At 39.4% G+C, this 21,496-nt stretch carries 18 protein-coding genes and 2 pseudogenes; 5 read left to right on the top strand and 15 right to left on the bottom strand.

What is annotated here, in order from left to right:
• Nucleotides 1–19: 19 nt before the first annotated feature.
• From BSR19_RS06250 to add, 11 genes are all read right to left on the bottom strand, one after another.
• Entirely contained in the window at nt 20–1,768 is a 1,749-nt protein-coding gene (locus tag BSR19_RS06250) for an ABC transporter ATP-binding protein (protein WP_156246800.1), read from the bottom strand.
• Nucleotides 1,758–3,497 (bottom strand): ABC transporter ATP-binding protein, encoded by a 1,740-nt coding sequence (locus BSR19_RS06255; protein ID WP_156246801.1) that lies wholly within the window; start codon nt 3,495–3,497, stop codon nt 1,758–1,760. Before BSR19_RS06255 ends, BSR19_RS06250 begins: the two co-directional genes overlap by 11 nt.
• A gap of 30 nt (nt 3,498–3,527) precedes the next feature.
• Nucleotides 3,528–4,139, bottom strand: a complete 612-nt coding sequence (locus BSR19_RS06260; protein WP_037620261.1) for a lysozyme family protein — start codon at nt 4,137–4,139, stop codon at nt 3,528–3,530.
• A 1-nt stretch (nt 4,140) separates the two neighbouring features.
• Nucleotides 4,141–5,118, bottom strand: coding sequence for a nucleoid-associated protein (locus tag BSR19_RS06265; RefSeq protein WP_156246802.1), 978 nt, complete (start codon nt 5,116–5,118; stop codon nt 4,141–4,143).
• Nucleotides 5,119–5,123: 5 nt separating this feature from the next.
• Nucleotides 5,124–6,374: a serine hydroxymethyltransferase gene (glyA, locus tag BSR19_RS06270; RefSeq protein WP_002891158.1), complete on the bottom strand. Its 1,251-nt coding sequence runs from the start codon at nt 6,372–6,374 to the stop codon at nt 5,124–5,126.
• A 92-nt stretch (nt 6,375–6,466) separates the two neighbouring features.
• A complete protein-coding gene (locus BSR19_RS06275; protein ID WP_197092236.1) occupies nt 6,467–6,943 on the bottom strand; it encodes a GNAT family N-acetyltransferase in 477 nt (158 codons plus the stop codon).
• A gap of 1 nt (nt 6,944) precedes the next feature.
• Nucleotides 6,945–7,556 (bottom strand): L-threonylcarbamoyladenylate synthase, encoded by a 612-nt coding sequence (locus BSR19_RS06280; protein ID WP_156246804.1) that lies wholly within the window; start codon nt 7,554–7,556, stop codon nt 6,945–6,947.
• On the bottom strand, nt 7,543–8,376 hold the full coding sequence (prmC, locus tag BSR19_RS06285) for a peptide chain release factor N(5)-glutamine methyltransferase (protein WP_156246805.1): 834 nt from the start codon (nt 8,374–8,376) through the stop codon (nt 7,543–7,545). Before prmC ends, BSR19_RS06280 begins: the two co-directional genes overlap by 14 nt.
• Nucleotides 8,373–9,452, bottom strand: coding sequence for a peptide chain release factor 1 (gene prfA, locus BSR19_RS06290; RefSeq protein WP_002891161.1), 1,080 nt, complete (start codon nt 9,450–9,452; stop codon nt 8,373–8,375). The genes prmC and prfA overlap by 4 nt, the downstream gene beginning before the upstream one ends.
• A 37-nt stretch (nt 9,453–9,489) precedes the next feature.
• On the bottom strand, nt 9,490–10,086 hold the full coding sequence (locus tag BSR19_RS06295; RefSeq protein WP_155197910.1) for a thymidine kinase: 597 nt from the start codon (nt 10,084–10,086) through the stop codon (nt 9,490–9,492).
• 184 nt (nt 10,087–10,270) lie between these two features.
• Complete coding sequence (gene add / locus BSR19_RS06300) at nt 10,271–11,281, bottom strand: adenosine deaminase (protein WP_155212120.1); 1,011 nt, start codon at nt 11,279–11,281, stop codon at nt 10,271–10,273.
• A gap of 172 nt (nt 11,282–11,453) precedes the next feature.
• Here add and yghU point away from each other — a divergent pair, with 172 nt between their 5' ends.
• From yghU to BSR19_RS06320, 4 genes are all read left to right on the top strand, one after another.
• Nucleotides 11,454–12,242, top strand: coding sequence for a glutathione-dependent disulfide-bond oxidoreductase (gene yghU / locus BSR19_RS06305; RefSeq protein WP_156246806.1), 789 nt, complete (start codon nt 11,454–11,456; stop codon nt 12,240–12,242).
• A 79-nt stretch (nt 12,243–12,321) separates the two neighbouring features.
• Nucleotides 12,322–13,266 (top strand): DHH family phosphoesterase, encoded by a 945-nt coding sequence (locus tag BSR19_RS06310; RefSeq protein ID WP_156246807.1) that lies wholly within the window; start codon nt 12,322–12,324, stop codon nt 13,264–13,266.
• On the top strand, nt 13,253–14,185 hold the full coding sequence (locus BSR19_RS06315; protein WP_156246808.1) for an FAD:protein FMN transferase: 933 nt from the start codon (nt 13,253–13,255) through the stop codon (nt 14,183–14,185). The genes BSR19_RS06310 and BSR19_RS06315 overlap by 14 nt, the downstream gene beginning before the upstream one ends.
• A 107-nt stretch (nt 14,186–14,292) precedes the next feature.
• Nucleotides 14,293–14,535 carry a type B 50S ribosomal protein L31 gene (locus tag BSR19_RS06320; RefSeq protein WP_002945948.1) on the top strand — a complete coding sequence of 81 codons (243 nt, stop codon included), beginning with the start codon at nt 14,293–14,295 and terminating at the stop codon, nt 14,533–14,535.
• 122 nt (nt 14,536–14,657) lie between these two features.
• Here BSR19_RS06320 and BSR19_RS06325 read toward each other — a convergent pair whose 3' ends face one another.
• From BSR19_RS06325 to BSR19_RS06340, 4 genes and pseudogenes are all read right to left on the bottom strand, one after another.
• Nucleotides 14,658–15,920 carry an NRAMP family divalent metal transporter gene (locus tag BSR19_RS06325; protein ID WP_156246809.1) on the bottom strand — a complete coding sequence of 421 codons (1,263 nt, stop codon included), beginning with the start codon at nt 15,918–15,920 and terminating at the stop codon, nt 14,658–14,660.
• Between the two features lie 140 nt (nt 15,921–16,060).
• The gene (locus BSR19_RS06330) at nt 16,061–17,029 is read right to left on the bottom strand and encodes a DUF1002 domain-containing protein (RefSeq protein ID WP_156246810.1); all 969 of its coding nucleotides are present in this window, start codon (nt 17,027–17,029) and stop codon (nt 16,061–16,063) included.
• A 113-nt stretch (nt 17,030–17,142) separates the two neighbouring features.
• Nucleotides 17,143–17,481 (bottom strand): annotated as a pseudogene (locus BSR19_RS06335) (VOC family protein); the annotation flags it as partial.
• Between the two features lie 92 nt (nt 17,482–17,573).
• Nucleotides 17,574–20,273 (bottom strand): DUF2971 domain-containing protein, encoded by a 2,700-nt coding sequence (locus BSR19_RS06340; RefSeq protein WP_156246811.1) that lies wholly within the window; start codon nt 20,271–20,273, stop codon nt 17,574–17,576.
• Nucleotides 20,274–20,495: 222 nt separating this feature from the next.
• On the opposite strand from BSR19_RS06340, the pseudogene BSR19_RS06345 reads away from it, so the two are divergent.
• Nucleotides 20,496–21,430 (top strand): annotated as a pseudogene (locus BSR19_RS06345) (IS30 family transposase).
• The last annotated feature ends 66 nt before the right edge of the window (nt 21,431–21,496 follow it).

Raw genomic sequence — 21,496 nt, forward strand, 5'->3', positions numbered from 1 at the left:
CTTAAAAGCTCTGTCGGATTTAACTATTTTGTGTCTTTTGGGCCGTCTGCATACGATAGTACATTCCCTTAGCCTGCATCAGTTGTTCATGGGTTCCGTGTTCAACGATATCTCCATTATTCATGACCAAAATAAGGTCCGCATTTTCGATGGTAGACAATCGATGGGCAATGATGAAACTTGTTCGACCTTTCATTAATTTAGCGAAGGCCTCTTGAATGAGAAGCTCTGTACGAGTATCGATACTAGAAGTGGCTTCATCCAAGATTAAGATTTTAGGCACATTGACAAATATGCGAGCAATGGTCAAAAGCTGACGTTGTCCCTGAGAAAGGGATTGCCCCGCGTCATTCAAGTAGGTGTCATAGCCTTGAGGCAACTGCTTAATAAAGAAATCTGCATTGGCAGCCTTGGCTGCTGCTATAACTTCTTCTCGACTGGCTTCGGGATTACCATAGGCAATATTATCATGAATAGTGCCAACCTCAAGCCAAGTTTCCTGCAAGACCATCCCAATCTGTTTCCGAAGACTCTCACGAGTATAATCTGTAATAGGTCTACCGTCCAGTAGAATGTTCCCCTTGTCCAAATCATAGAAACGCATAAGCAGGTTAATCAAGGTAGATTTTCCCGCTCCTGTAGGACCAACAATGGCAACAGTACTTGCGGCAGGGATCTCAATGCTCAAATCCTTGATAAGAGGTTTATTAGGCAAATAGCCAAATTGGACATGATCAAATTGAAAACGTCCCTGCACATCTGCTTCTTCCAAGACCGCCTTACCTGTTTCTGTTATTTCCTCTTCATCCAAAATCATATAAAGGCGATCAGCACAGGCCAAAGCACTTTGAAGTTCTGAAAGTACGGACGAAATGTCATTAAAAGGTTTCGTATACTGAGTCACATAATTTAGGAAGGTAGTCAATTGTCCCACTGTGAAAGCACCACCCGACATGATTCGATAGGCACCAACACCTGCAATAAGAGCATAGATCAGACTATTGACAAAACGTGTAGCTGGGTTAACCGCTGACGAATAAAAGATAGCCCCCTGTGAATAATCAGCATACTTACCATTGACGTCTTTAAAACTCCTAACCATCTGTTCTTGAGCATTTAGACTCTGTACTAAAGCTTCTTGAGTCAGACTTTCCTCAATCAATTGAGTCTGCATGCCTCGCCATTTAGTTTGATTGCGATAGAGTTGATAGCTCTTCTTTGCGATAAAACGTGCCACAAGCATTGACAGAGGCGTCATGACTAGGACTAAGAGCATCATGAACCAGTCTAAGCGAGCCATGGTAATGATTATGACAAAGATAGTCAAAAGCCCAACGAAAAATTGGTTAAAGACCATGAGAAGTCCGTTGTTTAACTGATCGCTATCTGTAGTCACACGGCTAACCATGTCTCCAGTTCCTTGACGATCAAGGTAACTAAGAGGCATAGCATGAATTTTCATCATGACTCGTTCACGTAAACTTTCGCTATATGAATAAATCAAACGATTATAAATCAAAGGGTTAAGCCACTGGATTGCACTATTAGCTAAGATAACTACAAGCATCTGCCAAATTAAACGTGACATCAATAGAACGGCGTTCATCTTAAGAACAGCGTCCACTGCATCACCAATTAAGATAGGTAAGTAAACCGTTAAGGCAACTTGAATAATGGTCCCAACAGTTGCTAAGGCAAAGAGGTAACGCTGACTTAAGATATCTCTACTTAAACGTTTAAGCGTTGATTTATTATTTCTAGCCTTCATCAGCGACCTCCTTTTGATGTTGAGAATAATGAATGTCTTGATAGAGTTTATTTGTGGCAAGCAATTCTTCATGATTACCCAAGCCAACTTGATGTCCCTTATCAAGCACCAAAATTTGATCAACAGCTTTTAGACTATTCGTTCTTTGCGAAATAATAATCAAACTCGTTGATTTAAGATTGTCTCTGATAGCCGCTAGTAGGCGACTTTCAGTCAAGTAATCTAGGGCTGAGGTGGAGTCATCCAAAATCAAGAATGGTGCTGGTCTCATCAGCGCACGCGCAATAGTCAAACGTTGACGTTGACCCCCCGAAAAATTACGGCCAAATGACTCAACTGGCTCATCTAAACCAAGGTCCTTATCCCTTACAAAATCAGTAGCCTGAGCCATGTCAAGCGCATGCCACAGTTCTTGCTCACTTGGTTCGTGGTCAAGCCCTAATGACAAGTTTGAACGAATGGTTCCCCTAAATAACTCGGCTTTTTGTGGGACATAGGCAACCCAAGAACGCCACTCTTTAAGGTTTTTTGATGATTTTTGATCTTTGAAAATAGCTAATGAACCAAGCTGAGGCTGATATAAATTCATGATTAAGTTTACCAATGTCGATTTACCCGAACCTGTACCACCAATAATACCGAGTGACTGACCTTGAGTAAGACTTACTTCAATCTCTTGGAGTGATGGCGAACTAGCCGTAGGATAGGTGAAGGTCATGTGTTCGATAGCTAGCACAGTTGAAGCCTGACTAGAAGTTCGGACTTCTAAAGGTGCCTCAATATCCTCATCTTGAAGTTCAAAAATAGCTTGTACACGCTTCGCTGAAATAAAGCTTTGATTCAGATTAGTCAACATCATGGCCAATTTAAGGAGCTCCGTCAAAATTTGCAAGAGATAATTGACCAGAGCAATCAGCATACCTTGAGACAAAAGGCCAGCTTGAATTTGCAGATTTCCTTGCCAAAGGATAGCAATCAAGGTCATATTAACAACCAAGAAAGTCAAAGGACTAATGAGACTTGCTATCACTCCTGTTTTGAGCTGCCACTTCTTCAAGTCTTTGTTGACGGCAGTAAAGTTATCTAATTCACGCTCACTTTGATCAAAAGCCCGAATAACCCTCATACCTTCAAGTTGTTGACGCGTATTGGTAACAATCGATTCATTAATCACTCGAATCTTGGCATATAAAGGATTGACGATGCGACTGGCTAGAACAATAATAAGGGTCAATACCAAGACCATGCCTAGAAACCATAGAGTCAAGCGTGGACTGATTCGGAATGCCATAATAATGGCTCCCGTCACGATAATTGGTGCTCTCAAAAAGAGCCTCAAAAATTGATTGATACCCGTTTGGATTTGAAAGGTATCACCAGTCAAACGTGTCACCAAACTTGACGTTCCAATCTCATCCCGCTTCTCCTTTGATAAACGCATGATTTTCGCATACAAATCATTGGTCAAACCTCTGGCATAGCCAACTGCTGCTCTGGATGAAAAATACTGTGCTGAAATAGCAACTACAACCCCAATAACGGCAAGTCCGAACAAGAGAAAAATCATCATAAACAGATGATTTTGGTCTTTATTTGGAATAGTTGTGTCGACAATTCCAGCAATCACTAGAGGGACCAAGAGTTCGAAACTGGCTTCGATTAATTTAAAAACGGGTCCCAGGATACTGTCTTTGATGTATCCTCTAAAATACACTAATAATGCTTTCATTTGTCTTTCCTAAGTTTAACGTCCTTACTCTTAGAGGCGCGAGAACATACGCATCAAAAAGAGATTAAACTGTACTTCCTTAGCGTAGTAAATATTTCCGCCATTTGTATAAAGTTTTCCGCCACCATAGTACATGGCAACTGGTTGGTAATAGGTGTATGTTTGCCCGCTAGTGTTTCCTAGACTCGGAGCAACGACATTTTTAGAGTAAGCCTTTGCGAGTTCGACGGTGTTAACTCCACCATTATCAGCCACATAATCGATATAGGCCTTACCAAAATTATAGGCTTGTACTGCTGTCCAAGGATCCACCTTATGGTGGGCAGCTTCTTCCAGATTTTCCGACAGCACCGTCACCCCTTGACGAATACTTTCTTTTCGATCTGTTATGGAGTTGGTCACCCCTGTAGAACTTTCACTGGACTGCATCACGTCATCTGTCTTCCCCTTGGTTTCTGTGTAGATCATAGCCAGAACCAAATCGACATTGGTTGTATTATCAATGTCGTCCTCTGCCAAAACCTCCTTAACCATGGATTCATAGGTTAAGACATGTTGAATATTGGCATGGATTCGATAGCATTGGATAACTATGATAAGGACTACGACAAAAACCGCCAGACGTCTTATCCATTTAAACATATTATTTATTGATGATATCCTCGATATTTTTGATGAGAATAGAGTAGGTACCATCAGGATTTTGAAAAAACTCAACACTATCAGCATCCTGATACACATTATTAGGCACGATTAACTCAATTCCGTTCGATAACGATAATTTTTGATTCTCCAATTTCTTAATTTGACGCGAATGGTCAATATCTGATACCGAGATAGGCTCAGGTATGGCCTCTTTGAGCTCATCAACGAAGGTCAAACGAGCTGTCAAATTATTATCAAAGAGCTGGTCTGCCAATTTTTCAGGTGATAACTCTTGATCTTCTTCCAAATTATTGAAAATAGCAGATTTCATTTTTCCTTGGAAGTTAAAATCATCCTGATTAAAATTCTCGGCAATCTTCTGAGCAGTATCTTCAACCATCTTAATCGATTTTTTGACAGATTGTTCAGGCTGGACCTGCAACAGATTTTCAGAGAAATAATTAGCAAAGCTTCCATTATGCTTGATTCGCTTTTCAATCAAATAATACTGCTTACTACTACGATTGATTACCAAAGCTTCATCGGGTGTTTGGGCCGCAGAAGGCAAATTATTTTGTGACAATTGAATAGGATGTTGGCTATCTCCCAAAGAATGAATCAAACTATCCTTGAGAGCAATACGCAAGAAAGCAAAATACTCTTGCCCTTCTTTGTCAAACTGAATAAAGACCAAATCATTGGTCTTTTGATCTTCAGAAATGACAAATTCTTCCTTCCAAAGTTGGGCAATCTTGACTGAGCTTTCCATCAAATCATCTCCTAAATGACTGATGAAAACATTCTCTGCATCGAAATAGCCACGTTTAGCCTCATCAGAGAAAACTTTAGAGAGTTTCTTTCGAAAATACTCATCTAAGCGTGGCGTTATTTCAAGAGGCCCTTCTGCTAAAACCAGCTCCGTATCATTTGGCGAAAACTGGTGAATGATAATGCGTTTAATATATAAATCTAACATAGTTTTTAATAGAGTGGGAAGGCATCTGTAAGAGCTTTAACTTCTCCACGAATGCGTTCCAAAACTTCAGGTTTATCGTGATTTTCCAAAGCTTCAACCATTAATTCAGCAATTTTACGGCTCTCAGCTTCACCCATACCACGACTTGTGATGGCTGGACTACCAACACGGATACCTGATGTCTTGAATGGAGACAATTGCTCGTAAGGAATACCATTCTTGTTCAAAGTAATATTAACTTCTTCAAGAACGTTTTGTGCAACTTTACCATTTTCAACAACTTTAGTCACATCAACCAAGAAGAGGTGATTGTTAGTTCCACCTGAGATAACACGGAAATCTGGATGTTGATTGAAAACGTCAGCCATGGCAGCAGCATTCTTGATAACATTTTCCCCATATTCCTTAAAGGCAGGATCAAGTGCTTCTTTAAGAGCAACAGCTTTAGCAGCAATAACGTGTTCCAATGGACCACCTTGCAAACCAGGGAAGACCGCAGAATTCAATTTCTTAGCGATATCTTCATCATCAGTCAAAATCAAACCACCGCGAGGACCACGAAGCGTCTTGTGAGTTGTTGTAGTTGTCACATGTGCATGAGGAACTGGACTTGGATGATGACCAGAGGCTACAAGACCAGCAATGTGAGCCATATCTACCATGAGGTAGGCACCTACAGCATCAGCAATTTCACGGAATTTAGCAAAATCAATGATACGTGAGTAAGCTGAAGCCCCAGCAACGATGAGTTTTGGTTGTACTTCTTTAGCTTGAGCGAGAATCGCATCGTAATCAAGAAGTTCAGTTTCCTTATCAACGTTGTAAGCCACAAAGTTATAGGTCTTACCAGAGAAGCTAACTGGTGCACCATGTGTCAAGTGACCACCCGCTGACAAATCCATTCCCATAACCGTATCACCTGGTTGAATCAAAGACATGTAAACTGCTGCATTAGCTTGGCTACCTGAGTGAGGTTGCACGTTGGCAAATTTTGCTCCAAAAAGTTCTTTGGCACGCTCAATAGCAAGTGACTCAACCACATCAATCACGTCTGTACCACCATAGTAACGTTTACCTGGATAGCCTTCTGCGTACTTGTTAGTCAAGAGTGTTCCTTGAGCAGCCATTACAGCTTTAGATACCACGTTCTCAGAGGCAATCAACTCAATATTGTTTTGCTGACGTTCTGCCTCAGCATCGATGGCGTTCCATAGTTCAGGGTCAAATGCTTTGTAATCTTCTTTATCAAAAATCATAGAGGTCTCCTTTGAGGTCTAATGGGGTTCAATCAACTCACCCACATACAGTCGGAAATTATCTCACACTTCCATATGTCTCTGTTAGTCATTTATTCTATGGTCAACTCTGGTAGAGCCGCCAATAGGTCTTCTCCTTTTGTCAATTTAATAAACCGTTTCTGCATCTTATCACAAGTATAACCTACTTTTTCATAAAATGCATGCGCACCCAGACGATGGTCTGCAGAATTTAAGCGAATAAACTCATAACCGCGTCTTTTTGTTTCTTGCTCCAACCCTTCAAGTAAAATTTTACCGATCCCCATCCCTTGTCTTTGAGGTAAAACTGCTAAGGCCAAGATATTAAATCCTGCATTGGAATAGAGACATTCATAAACCTCTGCATGAACGTAGCCAAGGAGTTCATGACTAGCATCATCCTCATAACCTAGTAGAAAATGATGTGGGTCTTTGGATAATCTAGCTAATTGACTAGCCGTTTCCTCTGAACTAAAAGCATAACCTAAAGCCTCTTTGTTAATCTCACAAATTGCTTTAACATCTGTCGCTATCAAATCACGTAGCATGTTATACCTCCTCGAAAGGGATTTTTGGTAGCTCGGCAAGAATGTCTTCTTGAGTGATAGAACCTTGCCGTAAAATTTTCACCTTGTTGCCAGACAAATCCAAAATCGTCGAATCTACACCTAACAAGGCATCATCATCTTGATAGCCAGTCACTTGAAAATCAAATTGGGCTCTTATTTGGTCAAAATACCGACCACTAGCCTTCCCAGACTTATTAGCAGATGGACCAATCAAAGGCCCTTCCGCTTGAATCAGCTCTCTAGTAACAGGATGGTCTGGCAAACGGAATCCAACTGTCGCCAAACCCGAATTAATCCACTTAGGTACTTGACTATTAGCTTTTAGAACGATAGTCAAAGGTCCAGGCAAAAAAGCATCATACAATTGTTTCAAATACTTGGGTTGCTCTTTTGAGTAGGACAGGATATCTTCATAAGAAGCGACATTCAAATTCATGGCTTTATCTCTGGGACGATTTTTTAGCTCATAAACATGGTCAACAGCTTGCTCATCTAAAGCCTTAGCAAATAGACCATAAACAGTCTCTGTAGGAAGGACAACTGCTCCACCGTCAGCCAAGATTTCTCTTAACACTTTATTACTTTTCATCATCCACCACGACCATTCTATCTTGCCCAAATTGGTCCTTAAGAACACGCACACGCTTATCTGGAAAATGTAGAGACAAGAGTTTCTTCAAATCACAGCCCTGCTTATAGCCAATTTCAAAGTAGAGCTTTCCTTTTGGAGTTAAATACTTATCTGCGTCCTCAATAATCTTTCTATAAATGGCAAGGCCATCTTCATCAGCAAACAAGGCCATCTTTGGCTCGCTAGCCAAGACATTGGTACCAACTTCGTTCTTATCATTTTCAGAAATATAGGGAGGATTTGACACAATGATATCAAAACTACCAGAAATATTTTCGAAAACATCCGATTGCACAAAGTTAATGTCTGCCTGATTTAGCTTAGCATTCTCTTTAGCAAGTACTAAGGCGTCAGCTGACAAGTCACTAGCTGTTACTTTCCAAGAGGGGCAACTCTTTTTCAGAGATACCGAAATAGCACCACTCCCAGTTCCGATATCAAGAATCTTGAGCTCGGAGCTAGGGTTTTCCGCTAAAATCAAATCCACTAGTTCCTCAGTTTCAGGACGTGGAATCAAGACACGCTCATCAACCTGAAAACGCAAGCCATGAAAATCTTCATAACCCAAAATATACTGAGCAGGCTTGTGATTCTTTAGTTGGCTGAATACATAAGCTAACAACTCTGCATCTTCCTCTGAAACTTCTTGACGCAATTGAAGAACAAAATGAGTCAAGTCCCATTGCTTCAAACCACGATAAACGAAGGAAAGGGCCTCTGGCTCTTCACCAACAGCATCAAGCTGCTTCTCATAGTCATCCAGGACATCCGCTAAAATCATTTGTTAAGCTCTTCCAATTTTTGAGTTTGATCATAAAGAACCAAGGCATCCACAACTTCATCTAATTTACCAGCTAGAATTGTATCAAGCTTTTGAAGGGTCAAACCAATACGGTGATCAGTTACACGGTTTTGCGGGAAGTTGTAAGTACGGATACGCTCTGAACGATCCCCTGTACCAACAGTCGATTTACGCTCAGCATCTTGTTCATCTTGAGCGATTTGTGCAAAGTGGTCCGCAACACGCGCACGGATAATCTTCATAGCTTTATCACGGTTCTTCTGTTGTGTACGTTCTTCTTGCATCTCTACTTTGATTCCAGTAGGAATGTGAACCATACGAACCGCAGTCGCAACCTTATTGACGTTCTGACCACCGGCACCAGAAGCGTGATAGATATCGACACGAAGGTCCTTAGGGTCAATTTCGTACTCTACTTCTTCAACTTCTGGCATAACCAAAACAGTTGCTGTAGAGGTATGAACACGACCTTGACTTTCAGTCACAGGCACACGTTGCACACGGTGTGCTCCTGATTCATATTTGAGTTTAGAATACACGGATTGCCCTGAAACCATGGCAACCACTTCTTTGATACCACCGACACCATTATAAGAGGCTTCCATAACCTCAAAGCGCCAACCTTGTGTTTCTGCGTATTTTTGGTACATAGCTAGAAGGTCACCCGCAAACAAGGCAGCTTCATCACCACCTGCAGCCCCACGGATTTCAAGGATAATATTCTTGTCATCATTAGGGTCTTTTGGCAAAAGAAGAATTTTCAAACGTTCTTCGTACTCTTCCTTAGCGGCTTTGGATTCTTTGAGTTCTTCCTTAGCCATTTCTTCCAAGTCAGGATCACCGCTTGCTTCCTTAATCATCTCTTCAGCATCTGAGATACTTTGGATGACTTGCTTGTACTCACGGTAAGCTGTCACAGTTTCACGAGTATTTGCTTCTTCACGTGACAACTCCATGAAGCGTTTAGTGTCTGAAACGACTTCAGGGTCACTAAGCAATTCACCCAATTCCTCATAGCGGTCTTCAACCGCTTGTAACTGATCATAAATATTCATTTGTTATCTTTACTCCTTATATAACTAATAGTCATTTTTAGGCCTTATTCAAAGGGATTATGTTTTCGTGAGGTGGATTAAACCAGTGCTTTCGGCAAACAGAGATATAACTCTCGTGTCCTCCAATTTGAACTTGTGCTCCCTCATAAACTGGCTTACCATCTTCCATACGAAGAACCATGGTTGCCTTTCTCGAGCAATAATGACAAATGGTCTTAATCTCATCAATCTTATCAGACAAAAGCAAAAGGTATTTAGAACCTTCAAAGAGATTGTTCTGAAAATCATTTTTGAGACCAAAAGCCATCACTGGGATATCTAACTCATCAACAATTCGTGCCAAATCATAGACATTCGCACGGGTCAAAAACTGAGCCTCATCAACTAAAACACAGTAAGGTCGTGGATCCATATTAGCAATGTAACCAAAAATATCCGTATCATCACCAATAGGATATGCCTTCCGTTTCATGCCAATACGACTAGAGATATAGCCGACCCCATCTCGATTATCCAAACGACTGGTCAACAATACTACTGGTTTTCCTTGTTCTTCGTAATTATAGGCAACCTTAAGAATTTCAATGGATTTCCCAGAATTCATAGTGCCATAGCGAAAATAAAGTTGTGCCAAACCAGTCTCCTCTAAAATATGTATTGTACTTATTTTATCATAATTCTAAGCGTAAAAGGGAGGGAGACTGAACAATTTTTGAAAAAAGTTCGCCTCACTCCCTTATTTTTATAATAGGTTTGACTTGTGTTTCAAATGGTTCAATCTTATCACCCTGATAACGTTTCACCAGTCTAATAGCTTCTTATGAATAGGCTTTAGCCAATTTTTCAAGAAGTTCTTCTTTCTCCTCGTCACTAGCAAATGAAGCTTCGATTGCCGTCTTATTATGAGCATAAAAGTCTTGCACTGAGCTATCAAAATGCTTGTGATAGAGTTCGTATTCCTTGGTTAAGTTTGTATCAGAAACGGTACGATTGTCCGTATTAATGGTAATATTCGCACCTGCTGCTTTCATTTTTAGATAAGGAAAATCAGCAACTGTAACGGCTGCTTTAGTCTGCAGATTACTTGTTAAACATAACTCTCCTGTGACACCATTTTTGACAAACTCTTCCAAAAGCTCAGGCTCTTGAGCCAAGATCGTTGCATGGCCATTACGCTTAATTCCCATGGCAATCGACTCAGCCAAAAAGGCTGGGCAACCACACTCACCAGCATGAAAAGTCATGGGACGGTTGTAACTTTGGACTTGTTCAATTAGAGGTTTAATCGCTTTAGGTCCATAATGATGCTCATCTCCAGCAAAATCAAAACCAACAAAGTCACTATCTTCAACCTTATTTGCTTCATTAAGAATATGAGCCGTTAAATCTTGATTTGATTGACGCATGCCACAAACTAGGGCCTTAGCTACAATTCCAAATTCTTCTTGAGCTTGACGTAAGCCTTGACAAACGGCATCAATGGTTTCAGCGACAGTCAACCCCTTATCCATTGACAATTCGGGAGCAAAACGCACTTCAATATAGATAACATTTTCAAGAGCAGCCTGTTTAGCGACATCATAAGCCGCAATGGTCAAAGCTTCCTTTGTTTGAAGCAAAGGACGAATGTAATCAAAAGCCTCTAGATAATCTAGGAGACTCTCACAGGTAGCCGGGGCTGTCACATGGTGTCTGAGCTCCGCATCGTCCTTAGGTAACTCAATCTTTGCTAAGTCAGCTAGGTGACGAATAGTTTCCAATGATAGAGAACCATCCAAATGGCAGTGCAGTTCTGTTTTTGCCAACTTATGAAAATCAATAGCAGTCATTCTTTTCTTCCTCTCTAAACAATATGTTTTTATCAGATAAAAATTAATTTTTACTATCTTATCATTCTTATAGAAAAAGTCAAGATGGCGCGCTAATAGGACGTAGTAGATTCTTGAAATGCCATTAGCATTTTGTTAGGATGTAACTATCAAGAATACAAGGAGAAACTTTATGTCTGACTATATTTTACCAGAAGTTTGGCAAAATCCAACCTCTATGGGAGGTGCCTGGGGCGGCCTCAATCAACCTACAGCTGGTGCACGTTTTGAACAAACTTTACCTAAAGGTGACCAACCTTTCCAACTCTATACTCTTCCGACACCTAATGGTATCAAGGCAACTATCATGCTTGAAGAACTGAAAGAACTCGGTGTGACTCAAGCGGGCTATGACGCTTATCGTATTAAGATTGGTGACGGTGACCAATTCGGATCCGACTTTGTTTCGATCAATCCAAACTCAAAGATTCCAGCCATGATGGATTACTCTGAAGACCAACCGGTTCGTGTCTTTGAATCAGCTAACATCCTGCTTTACTTGGCTGAAAAATTCGGAAAACTCATTCCAACTGATCACGCAAAACGTACGGAAGTTCTCAACTGGCTCTTTTGGCAAACAGGTGCTGCTCCCTTCTTAGGTGGTGGCTTTGGGCACTTCTTCCACTATGCACCTGAAAAAATCGAATATGCCATCAACCGTTTTGCCATGGAAGCCAAACGCCAACTTGACTTGCTAGATAAAGAATTAGCAACCAAGCCTTATATTGCCGGTGATGAATACACTATCGCTGATATCGCAATTTGGTCTTGGTATGGCCGTCTTGCTCAAGATAAAATTTGGGACAAGGCAGGTATTTTCCTTGATGTTAAAGAATACAAGCACCTTCAAGCATGGACTGAAAAAATTGCCAACCGTCCAGCGGTTAAACGTGGACTTGAAGTCAACTATAAAGATATCTAATTTTATAACGGTTTGCCTAGGCTAACCGTTTTTCTATTGTTTCATGATATAATAGAAACAAAATCACAAGGAGACATTCATGACTGTATTTCAAGCTATTTTAGAAAAAATAAAAGCCTATGACACTATTATTATTCACCGCCACCAAAGACCTGACCCTGATGCCATTGGTAGTCAGGTAGGACTGAAGGAAATTTTAAAAACAAACTTTCCAGATAAAAAGGTTCTTGCGACAGGTGTCAATGAACCTACCTTGTCTTGGATTGCTGAAATGGATAGGGTAACTGACCAAGACTATGAAGGAGCGCTTGTTATTGTTACCGATACAGCCAACACTCCTCGTATCGACGACGACCGTTTTGATAAGGGGGATTTTCTTATCAAAATTGACCATCATCCTAACGACGATCCCTACGGCGACCTCCTCTTAGTTGATACGACTGCTTCAAGTGCCAGCGAAATTGTGACTGACTGGGCTCTCACTCTTGGCCTTTCCTTGTCAGATGCCGCTGCTCGTGTTCTCTACAATGGTATTGTTGGAGATACAGGTCGATTCCTCTACCCATCTACAACACCTAAAACACTACAAATCGCTGCTAAACTTCGTGAGTATGACTTTGATTTTGCATCTATGGCTCGCCGAATGGATAGTTTTCCTTTCAAAATTGCTAAACTTCAAGGCTATGTTTTCGATAATCTTGAAGTTGATGAAAATGGGGCAGCTCGCGTCGTCTTAACTCGAAAAGTTCTTGATGACTTTAATATCACTGATGCTGAGAGTTCTGCTATTGTTGGAACTCCTGGCCGTATTGATAGCGTTGAGTCATGGGCTATTTTCGTAGAGCAACCTGAGGGCCATTACCGTGTACGTCTTCGTAGTAAAAGCATTGTCATCAATGAAATTGCCAAACGCCATGACGGTGGAGGACACCCACTTGCCAGTGGTGCCAATTCCTACAGTTTAGAGGAAAACGACCAAATCTATCAAGAAATCAAGGATACTGTTGCCCATGCAACTCACTAATCGTCGTGTACGTCTCATGGGGACTGTGATTGACGTCTCCATTTATCATGAACATCCAGAGCCTCTACTTGATCAAGTTGAAACGCTGCTTAATCTTTATAATAAGCGTTTTTCTGCCAATGATGACAGTTCCGAACTTATGCAGATTAATAAGGCTGCCGGTATACACCCTGTAAAGGTTCACCCAGAACTTTTTGAACTGATTTCTCTTGGAAAATGGCATAGTTGCCAGCCGGGCAGTCACCTTAATATTGCTATTGGACCTCTCATTCAGACTTGGCGAATCGGCTTTTCTGATGCCAAGCTCCCCCTTCCTGAAGAAATCGCCCCACTCCTAGATATTATTAATCCCAATGCTATTGTTCTATCCGAGGAAAATCAAAGTGTCTTTCTCCAAGAAAAAGGTATGAAAATTGACCTTGGTGCTCTGGCAAAAGGTTATATCGCAGATCGTATAGCAGATTATCTTAAAGCTGAAAATGTAACTAGCGCTCTGATTAATCTTGGTGGCAATGTCCTCACATTTGGACCAGCATTACACAATCCTGATCAAAAATGGAGAATTGGTATTCAAGATCCCAAGGAGACTAGAAATACAAACCTTCTGGTACTTGCTATAAGAGATCAATCTGTAGTTACTTCAGGAATATATGAACGCACTTTTGAGATAGATGGCAAAACCTATCATCATATTTTTGATAGTCAAACTGGCTACCCAGTCTCTAGTGACCTAGCTAGCCTCACCATTATTTCATCTCTCTCAGTTGATGGCGAAATTTGGACGACCCGTTTATTTGGGTCAAGTCTCGAACGCATTTTCCAGGAAGTTAGTTCACAACCTAATCTTGAAGCAATCATCGTTGATAAAGATAATCACTGCTTCCAGACAGCTGGCATATACAAGATCCGACTTTCCTAAAAAATAGTAAAAAAAGACTTGTCAAGAAGACTAGCTTTTGATAAACTAAAATAGTTAAAAAAAACTATGGTGCGGAAAGTACCATGGCAGAAAGGAAACATTTTAACATGAAAAAAGATATCCATCCAGATTACCGTCCAGTAGTATTCATGGACACAACTACTGGTTACCAATTCCTTAGCGGTTCAACTAAACACTCAAACGAAACAGTTGAATTCGAAGGTGAAACTTACCCACTTATCCGTGTAGAAATCTCATCAGATTCTCACCCATTCTACACTGGCCGTCAAAAATTCACACAAGCAGACGGACGCGTGGATCGTTTCAACAAAAAATACGGTCTCAAATAAGCAACTTCTTGTTGTTAAGCCATTCCGATTGGAATGGCTTTTTTCTGTGCCCTCGGCTATAACCTCTCTTTCATATATAGAATAAAAAAAAACAGCTTCCCAAAAGAAACTGTTTACTCCTCTTATCCTGCTTTACCAATAGCCAAAGCCCAGATAAAGAAAATAGCAAATCCAAATAAGAAAATCAAACCTGCAATGGCAAGTCCTTTCAACCATGTTGGAAGGTTTTTCTTCTCTGTTGTAACAAGTACATAGTTCAAAAGCGCAAAGAATGGTGTTGTAAGGAAAGAACCAATCATGGCGAAACGAAGCATGGTACCAACTTGACCTTGAAAGAAGAAAATAATGATAAGACCAAGAATAGCTGTCAAGGTCATCCAAACTTTCAAAGGTGTTGCACTGGACTCTTTCTTGTTAAACAAAAGACGAAGAGATGTTTCATTTACACGTGAATAACCATCAATAACTGTGATGACAGTACCGAAGATACACAAGAAAGCGATGAAGGTAATCAAATAACGTGACCAATCACCAAGTACTGATGCGTACATACCAACAAACTGAGCAATGTACTTAGCTGAAGCAGCCTCTACAGGTTTACCAGTTGGATATTGGATAAGGGCACCAAGTGCTACAAAGAATACTGCAAGAATAGCTGTTCCGATAAAACCGACGTTAAAGTCAAAGAGTGCGTCTTCGCTATTAAAATCAACTGTTTTCTTTTTCTCAGCTGACCACAGTGAGTTGATAGCAGAAATCTCAATCGGAGCTGGCATCCAACCAAGAAGCGATACGATAAATGGAAGAGCCGCTAGTTGCCATGGACTTTTCTCTACGAAATCCACGCTATACTCTGGGTGTTTGATAGCAGCAATAATAACCGCTCCTACGGTTGCAATGGTCAAGGCAGACATAATCCATTTGGCCATACCGTCAAGAAGTTTGTAGCCACCGAAGAGTAACATACCCCAGATAATTGCAACCAAAATAATTGACCAGGTGGTAATACTCAAACCAAGCATTGGAAAGGCACTAGCAATGATGGCTGAACAAAGAATAGAAACACCTGCAGTATTAACCAAGGCTGAAAAGACATTCAAAATAAAGAATACCCAAAGATAGAACTTACCTTTCTCAGCATAACCTTCAACAAGGGTTTTACCTGTATCTGCGGTATACTCAGCACCAAAACGGAAGAATGGGTATTTGAAGAGGTTAGCCAGAATAACCAAGCCTAACAAGGCCCATCCATAAGAACCACCCGCTTGGGTAGATGAAACGATGTGGGAACCACCTACGGCCGCCGAAGCCATTAGGATACCGGGTCCCATTGCTTTTATTTTACTACGCCAGGTAGACTGACTAGTTACACTTGTTTGTGACATAAGAGAATCTCCTAAAACAAATTTTCAGAATAATCTGAATTGATGTTTACCATTTTACACAATTGTTGGAATAATTTCATTAGCATTTCACATATTTTCTGAAAAATAGAAAAAAGCCATCCAAATGGATAGCTCTTTTACTATTTAGAAAATCCAGTAAAGAAATCTACAATAGCTTGCCAAATTTGTGCAAAAATATTTTTGCTATTCTCAAGTGTTTTGTTGGCATTGAAGTTTAAGTTAATTCCAGAGAAGGTATTACCAGCTTTCGAAACGATAGAATCCTTAAGTGAACTCAAGCTCGACTTGAAACTAGCACTATCAATGATTGAAGACTTAGACAAATTCAAAGCAAAATTCACCAGAAGATTAATTTGCGTATCTGAAAGATCCAAGTTATAGTTATTGACCGTTTGCTGAACAATCGTTTTAGCTTGGTCTTCTGTTAACTTATCCCCTTTATCAGCAACAGCTGACTTAATATCAGTCATAGCTACATTAAGCTTGTCTGCATCATAGTCAGTCTTACCAGAATTTTCCTCATTGATTTGAGAAAGGGTTTTAAGTTCCTCTTGTGCAAGCTCTTTGCTTTCATCTGAAACTTTAGCCCCATTTTGCTCAAGGGAATAGTAAATACCAGCCAAGGCACTTTCTCCTGTAACTGCAATTGGTGCTGCTACCGTAATCTTAGCATGTTCAATACCAAGTGTCGTGGCAGCATTACGGTACATATCTGGAGTGATTTTCGTGATATTTTGCGGTGTCACAATCTCTACACTCAAGGTTTCCTTAGCACCCAGCTTAGCAATCTTAACCGAAGAATATAGCTGAAGACTAGAATCGTCAGCCACATTCATGATATTGGCGTAAGCAGAAGTCGTCAAGGTCTTGACATTAGTATCCTTACTACTATCATACCCTAATAAATTCAAGGTTTCATTTCGTTGCTCTTCCGACAATGAGTACCCCATCACATAGTCTGGTTGAACATAAGATTCATCAATAACCTTTTGGACTTGTGATGATGTTGCTGCTTGAGTAGCTGAAGCAAAGGTTGTCACCGAAGCTAGGAAAACCATCCCAGCAACAAGAAGTTTTTTCATTTTCATGTGTGTTTCCTTTCGAAAATAGAATAGTATCCATAATCTCCTGAAGGACGACCGAGTTTGAACTCAGCCGTGAATTCATTATACCATGACTTAAAAAAATGGGGTCAAAAAAACTACTCATGCAACTCCAAGGGGAGCCCGTCAGGATCGTCAAAAAAAGTCATCTTTTCCTCGGTAAAACTGTCCTTGCGAATCGGTTGGCATGAAATATCTTTTTGTTCCAAAGCCTCGACAACCTCTTCAATATTGGCAACTTTAAAAGCTAAATGACGTAGTCCACACGACTCAGGATAAGACAGACGTTTTGGTGGCTCCACATAATCTAAATCACTAGTCCTATTTCCAAAGATTTCTAGTTCTATATCACCACAACGTAAATCTAATTTATAATCATGACGTTCTGGACGATGATTTTCACGTATAATTTTAAAACCTAATTTATCAAATAAAAACCAGACTCAGTCTGGCTTTCATATCATTTGGCTTTTAGGTAACTTCTTTTAGATTTTATGAGTGTTATTTAGAATAGAGAATAGGAGTGTATCTATCTAAATTTTATCGTAGATTTTTTATAGTTGATATCATTATCCAATAGTTTCAGTAAAGGCGTTACATATTCAGGGTTTGGAAACTTAGGACCAAAAACGACCTTCTCAATTTGAATTGGGTTTTCCCGTTCTACATAAAGTTTACCAATTCCAGAGGTTTTATCAATTTTGATTTTATCATTACTTGGGTCTAGATTAGCATAGCGTAAGATACGAAGTTCGTTTTCATATTTGTAATCGACAGATTTAAATAAGTAGCGAATTTCTTCGATACAGTTGGAGATAGCTTCTTTATAAAAGTCATCATTATCATTCACTCTCTCATACAATTTTTGCTTTAAATTATTCACAGATTCTTTTAATTTTGTAATTTCATTGTCATCAAAGAGTTCTGTTTCTTCTAGTTCAATGTTTTTACCTGTATTTTTAACATAGGCTATTCTATAGAGATAATCACTATTCACTTTAGCTACCTTATCTTTTTTTTCAGGTTGGGGCTGTGCCTCTTCAACATTGGCAGAAAAAGTTGACTCCTTTTTCTTCGATTCGTCTACTGAGGTTTTTAAATCACTACCTAGGTATGATATGGTGGAATCCATTTGCTTCATAGTCTCTAAGGGAATAGCTTCTTTACGCCATGAAACATCATTGAAAGAAGTGAATCTTGAGAAATCATCTTCCTTAAGTACCAGACAAACACCCTGTGCATCATCGCCGTATTGGGACCACATAGTCAAGTCATCTGTTTTACTGGTGAAGCTCATTAAAAACCATGGACTAGGATCTAAAATATTTTGCTTCTTGAAGTAGGATGTTATTTCCTTATCTTTACTAGGTTTCAATATTTCTTCGATAACTAACCCTTCCTCGGGGTCGTTCATATAATTGGCATTATACAAACGAGTTTTTCCAGATACGGAAAATTTTGTATCATCTGTATTTTCTGTATCTTGATCTAATAAATTTTGGAGAGTTTTTCCTTTGGTATAATGACCAAATTTAAGATTCGAATTTTTATCTTTTACTTTCAAGCCAAGTTGATATTTGATTTCTTGAACAATTCTATAGATATCTATTAACTGATTGAGCTTATTTTCATCATCTTTATAGTATTTTATCCAATCCTTTAAAATATCGTATTTTGTATTTTTAACGAGATCAAGATTTAAAGCTCGAATTAGTAGTTTTCTGTCAAAACCATCATTGGAATAAAAACATAGTCTATCTAAAATTTTTGTGAGGCTAGTGGCTGGAGTATCATTTTTATATAATGGAGTATCAGGATTGTTTTCTAATATTTTTACTAATGTGGCAAATAATTTAACATCGGGGATTAATTTTAAAATGTCACATATTTGTTTAACTGTGTGTCTCAGTTCCTCAATCTCTGTTTGCTTGTCTGCTGAATTCGACAAGGCTCCAGCATACCACGAAGCAATCTCTTCAGAATTATGGAATTTTTCGTAAACTATTTTGACTTTCTCAACTGTACGATTAACCTCCCCAATCTCTGTTTGTTCAGCTACTAAATTCTGTAGCAACCATGCATACCACGAAGCAATCTTTTCAGAATTATGGAATTTTTCGTAAATTATTTTGACTTTTTCAACTGTACGATTAACATCCTCAATCTCTGTTTGTTTGTCTGTTAACTTAGACAAGGCTCCAGCATACCACGAAGCAATCCTTTCAGAATTATGGAATTTTTCGTACATTATTTTGACTTTCTCAACTGTACGATTAGCCTTCTCAATCTCTGTTTGTTTGTCTGTTAACTTAGACAAGGCTCCAGCATACCACGAAGCAATCCTTTCAGAATTATGGAATTTTTCGTATATTATTTTGACTTTCTCAACTGTACGATTAGCCTTCTCAATCTCTGTTTGTTTGTCTGTTAACTTAAACAAGGCTTCAGCATACCACGAAGCAATTTCTTCAGAATTATGGAATTTTTCGTATATTATTTTGACTTTCTCAACTGTACGATTAGCCTTCTCAATCTCTGTTTGTTTAGCTACTAAATTCTTTAGGAACCATGCATACCACGAAGCAATTTCTTCAGAATTATGGAATTTTTCGTATATTATTTTGACTTTCTCAACTGTACGATTAACCTCCCCAATCTCTGTTTGTTTGTCTGCTGAATTCGACAAGGCTCCAGCATACCACGAAGCAATTTCTTCAGAATTATGGAATTTTTCGTATATTATTTTGACTTTTTCAACTGTACGATTAACATCCTCAATCTCTGTTTGTTTGTCTGTTAACTTAGACAAGGCTCCAGCATACCACGAAGCAATTTCTTCAGAATTATGGAATTTTTCGTATATTATTTTGACTTTCTCAACTGTACGATTAGCCTTCTCAATATCTGTTTGTTTAGCTACTAAATTCTTTAGGAACCATGCATACCACGAAGCAATCCTCTCAGAATTATGGAATTTTTCGTAAATTATTTTGACTTTCTCAACTGTACGATTAGCCTTCTCAATATCTGTTTGTTTGTCTGCTGAATTCGACAAAGTCTTGACATACCGCAAAGCAATGTCTTCTGATTCAGGGTGTTGCTCATAAATTATTCTTGCTTTTTCTGCTAGAGCTTCACAGGCGGTCTTATCTGTTTCCTTGGTTGATAAGTCAGAGAGCTTATCTAACTCTGCTATACTTTGTTCCAAATTGTAATTCTGTTCATCCATACTATGCCCTCACCTTGAACTTGAAATAGTAATTATTGCTAGTTAAAACTAATCTGCCCTTTCGTTTCATAATTAGTTTCTACATATTTTATCATATCAAAAACCACATTTTTCTTCTAGTATATGTATGATGCTTTTTAAACATAAACCATACAAAAAACTCATAGCGTTTCATTGGTGTAAACTGTAAGTAACCACACAAACAGAACCCGAGGAAAAACTATGAGCTACTCCCATCTTACCATAACCGACCGAATAAAGATAGAAACCTACTTAGAATTAGGTTTGAAACCTTGCCAAATTGCAAATAAACTTGCCTCGATAAGTCTACTATTTCAAGAGAGTTAAGACGATGCCAAAATGGTTATTCCGCAGCCTTAGCACAGGAACAGTACGACCACAGGGCTAAGCAAAAAGGTCGGAAGTCTCATTTGACATCAAAGTTGAAAAAGGAAATTGAGGACGGTTTAAAATCCTCCTGGTCGCCTGAACAAATTTGTGGCCACTATCAGCTTGAACAAAAGCCAATGGTAGCTTTTAAAACTATCTATAACTGGCTCTATGCTGGTTTGATTGATCTGGATTTAAGCGTCCTTCGTCGTAAGGGAAAGACTCGACAACCCAAAGAAACATGTGGAAGATTTAGGATTGGTACGTCAATTGCCAAAAGTCCTAAAGAGGTCAGGAATCGTGAGACCTTTGGTCACTGAGAGCTCGATACTGTGGTGTCTTCCAGAGGCAAAAGCAAAGGCTGTTTAACGACCTTCCTAGAGCGAAAAACGTGCTTTTACTTAGCTTTCAAGATACCAGACAGAACAGCCAAATCCCTGTTTTCAGCTATCGAACAACTTTGTAAGCTATTTCCAAAAGAGGCTCTTAAAACCTTCACTTCAGACAGGGGAAAAGAGTTTGCCTGCTACCCTCTGGTAGAGAACTTAGGAATTTCCTTTTTCTTTGCGGACGCCTATTCATCCTGGCAGAGAGGAAGCAATGAAAACGCAAATGGCTTACTAAGAGAATATTTCCCAAAGAAAACAGATTTAGCCGCTATCTCTGATGAGGCTTTGAACAAGGCTTTATATGATATCAATCACCGACCACGAAAATGTTTAGCTTACAGAACTGCTAGTGAAGTTCTAGAGGATGAGTTCGAATAAAGGTTGCACTTATTCTTGCAATTTATCAAATAAAAATCTCGAGATAAATCATAATCAGAAATAATG

The sequence above is a fragment of the Streptococcus salivarius genome (assembly GCF_009738225.1).
Lineage (GTDB): Bacteria > Bacillota > Bacilli > Lactobacillales > Streptococcaceae > Streptococcus.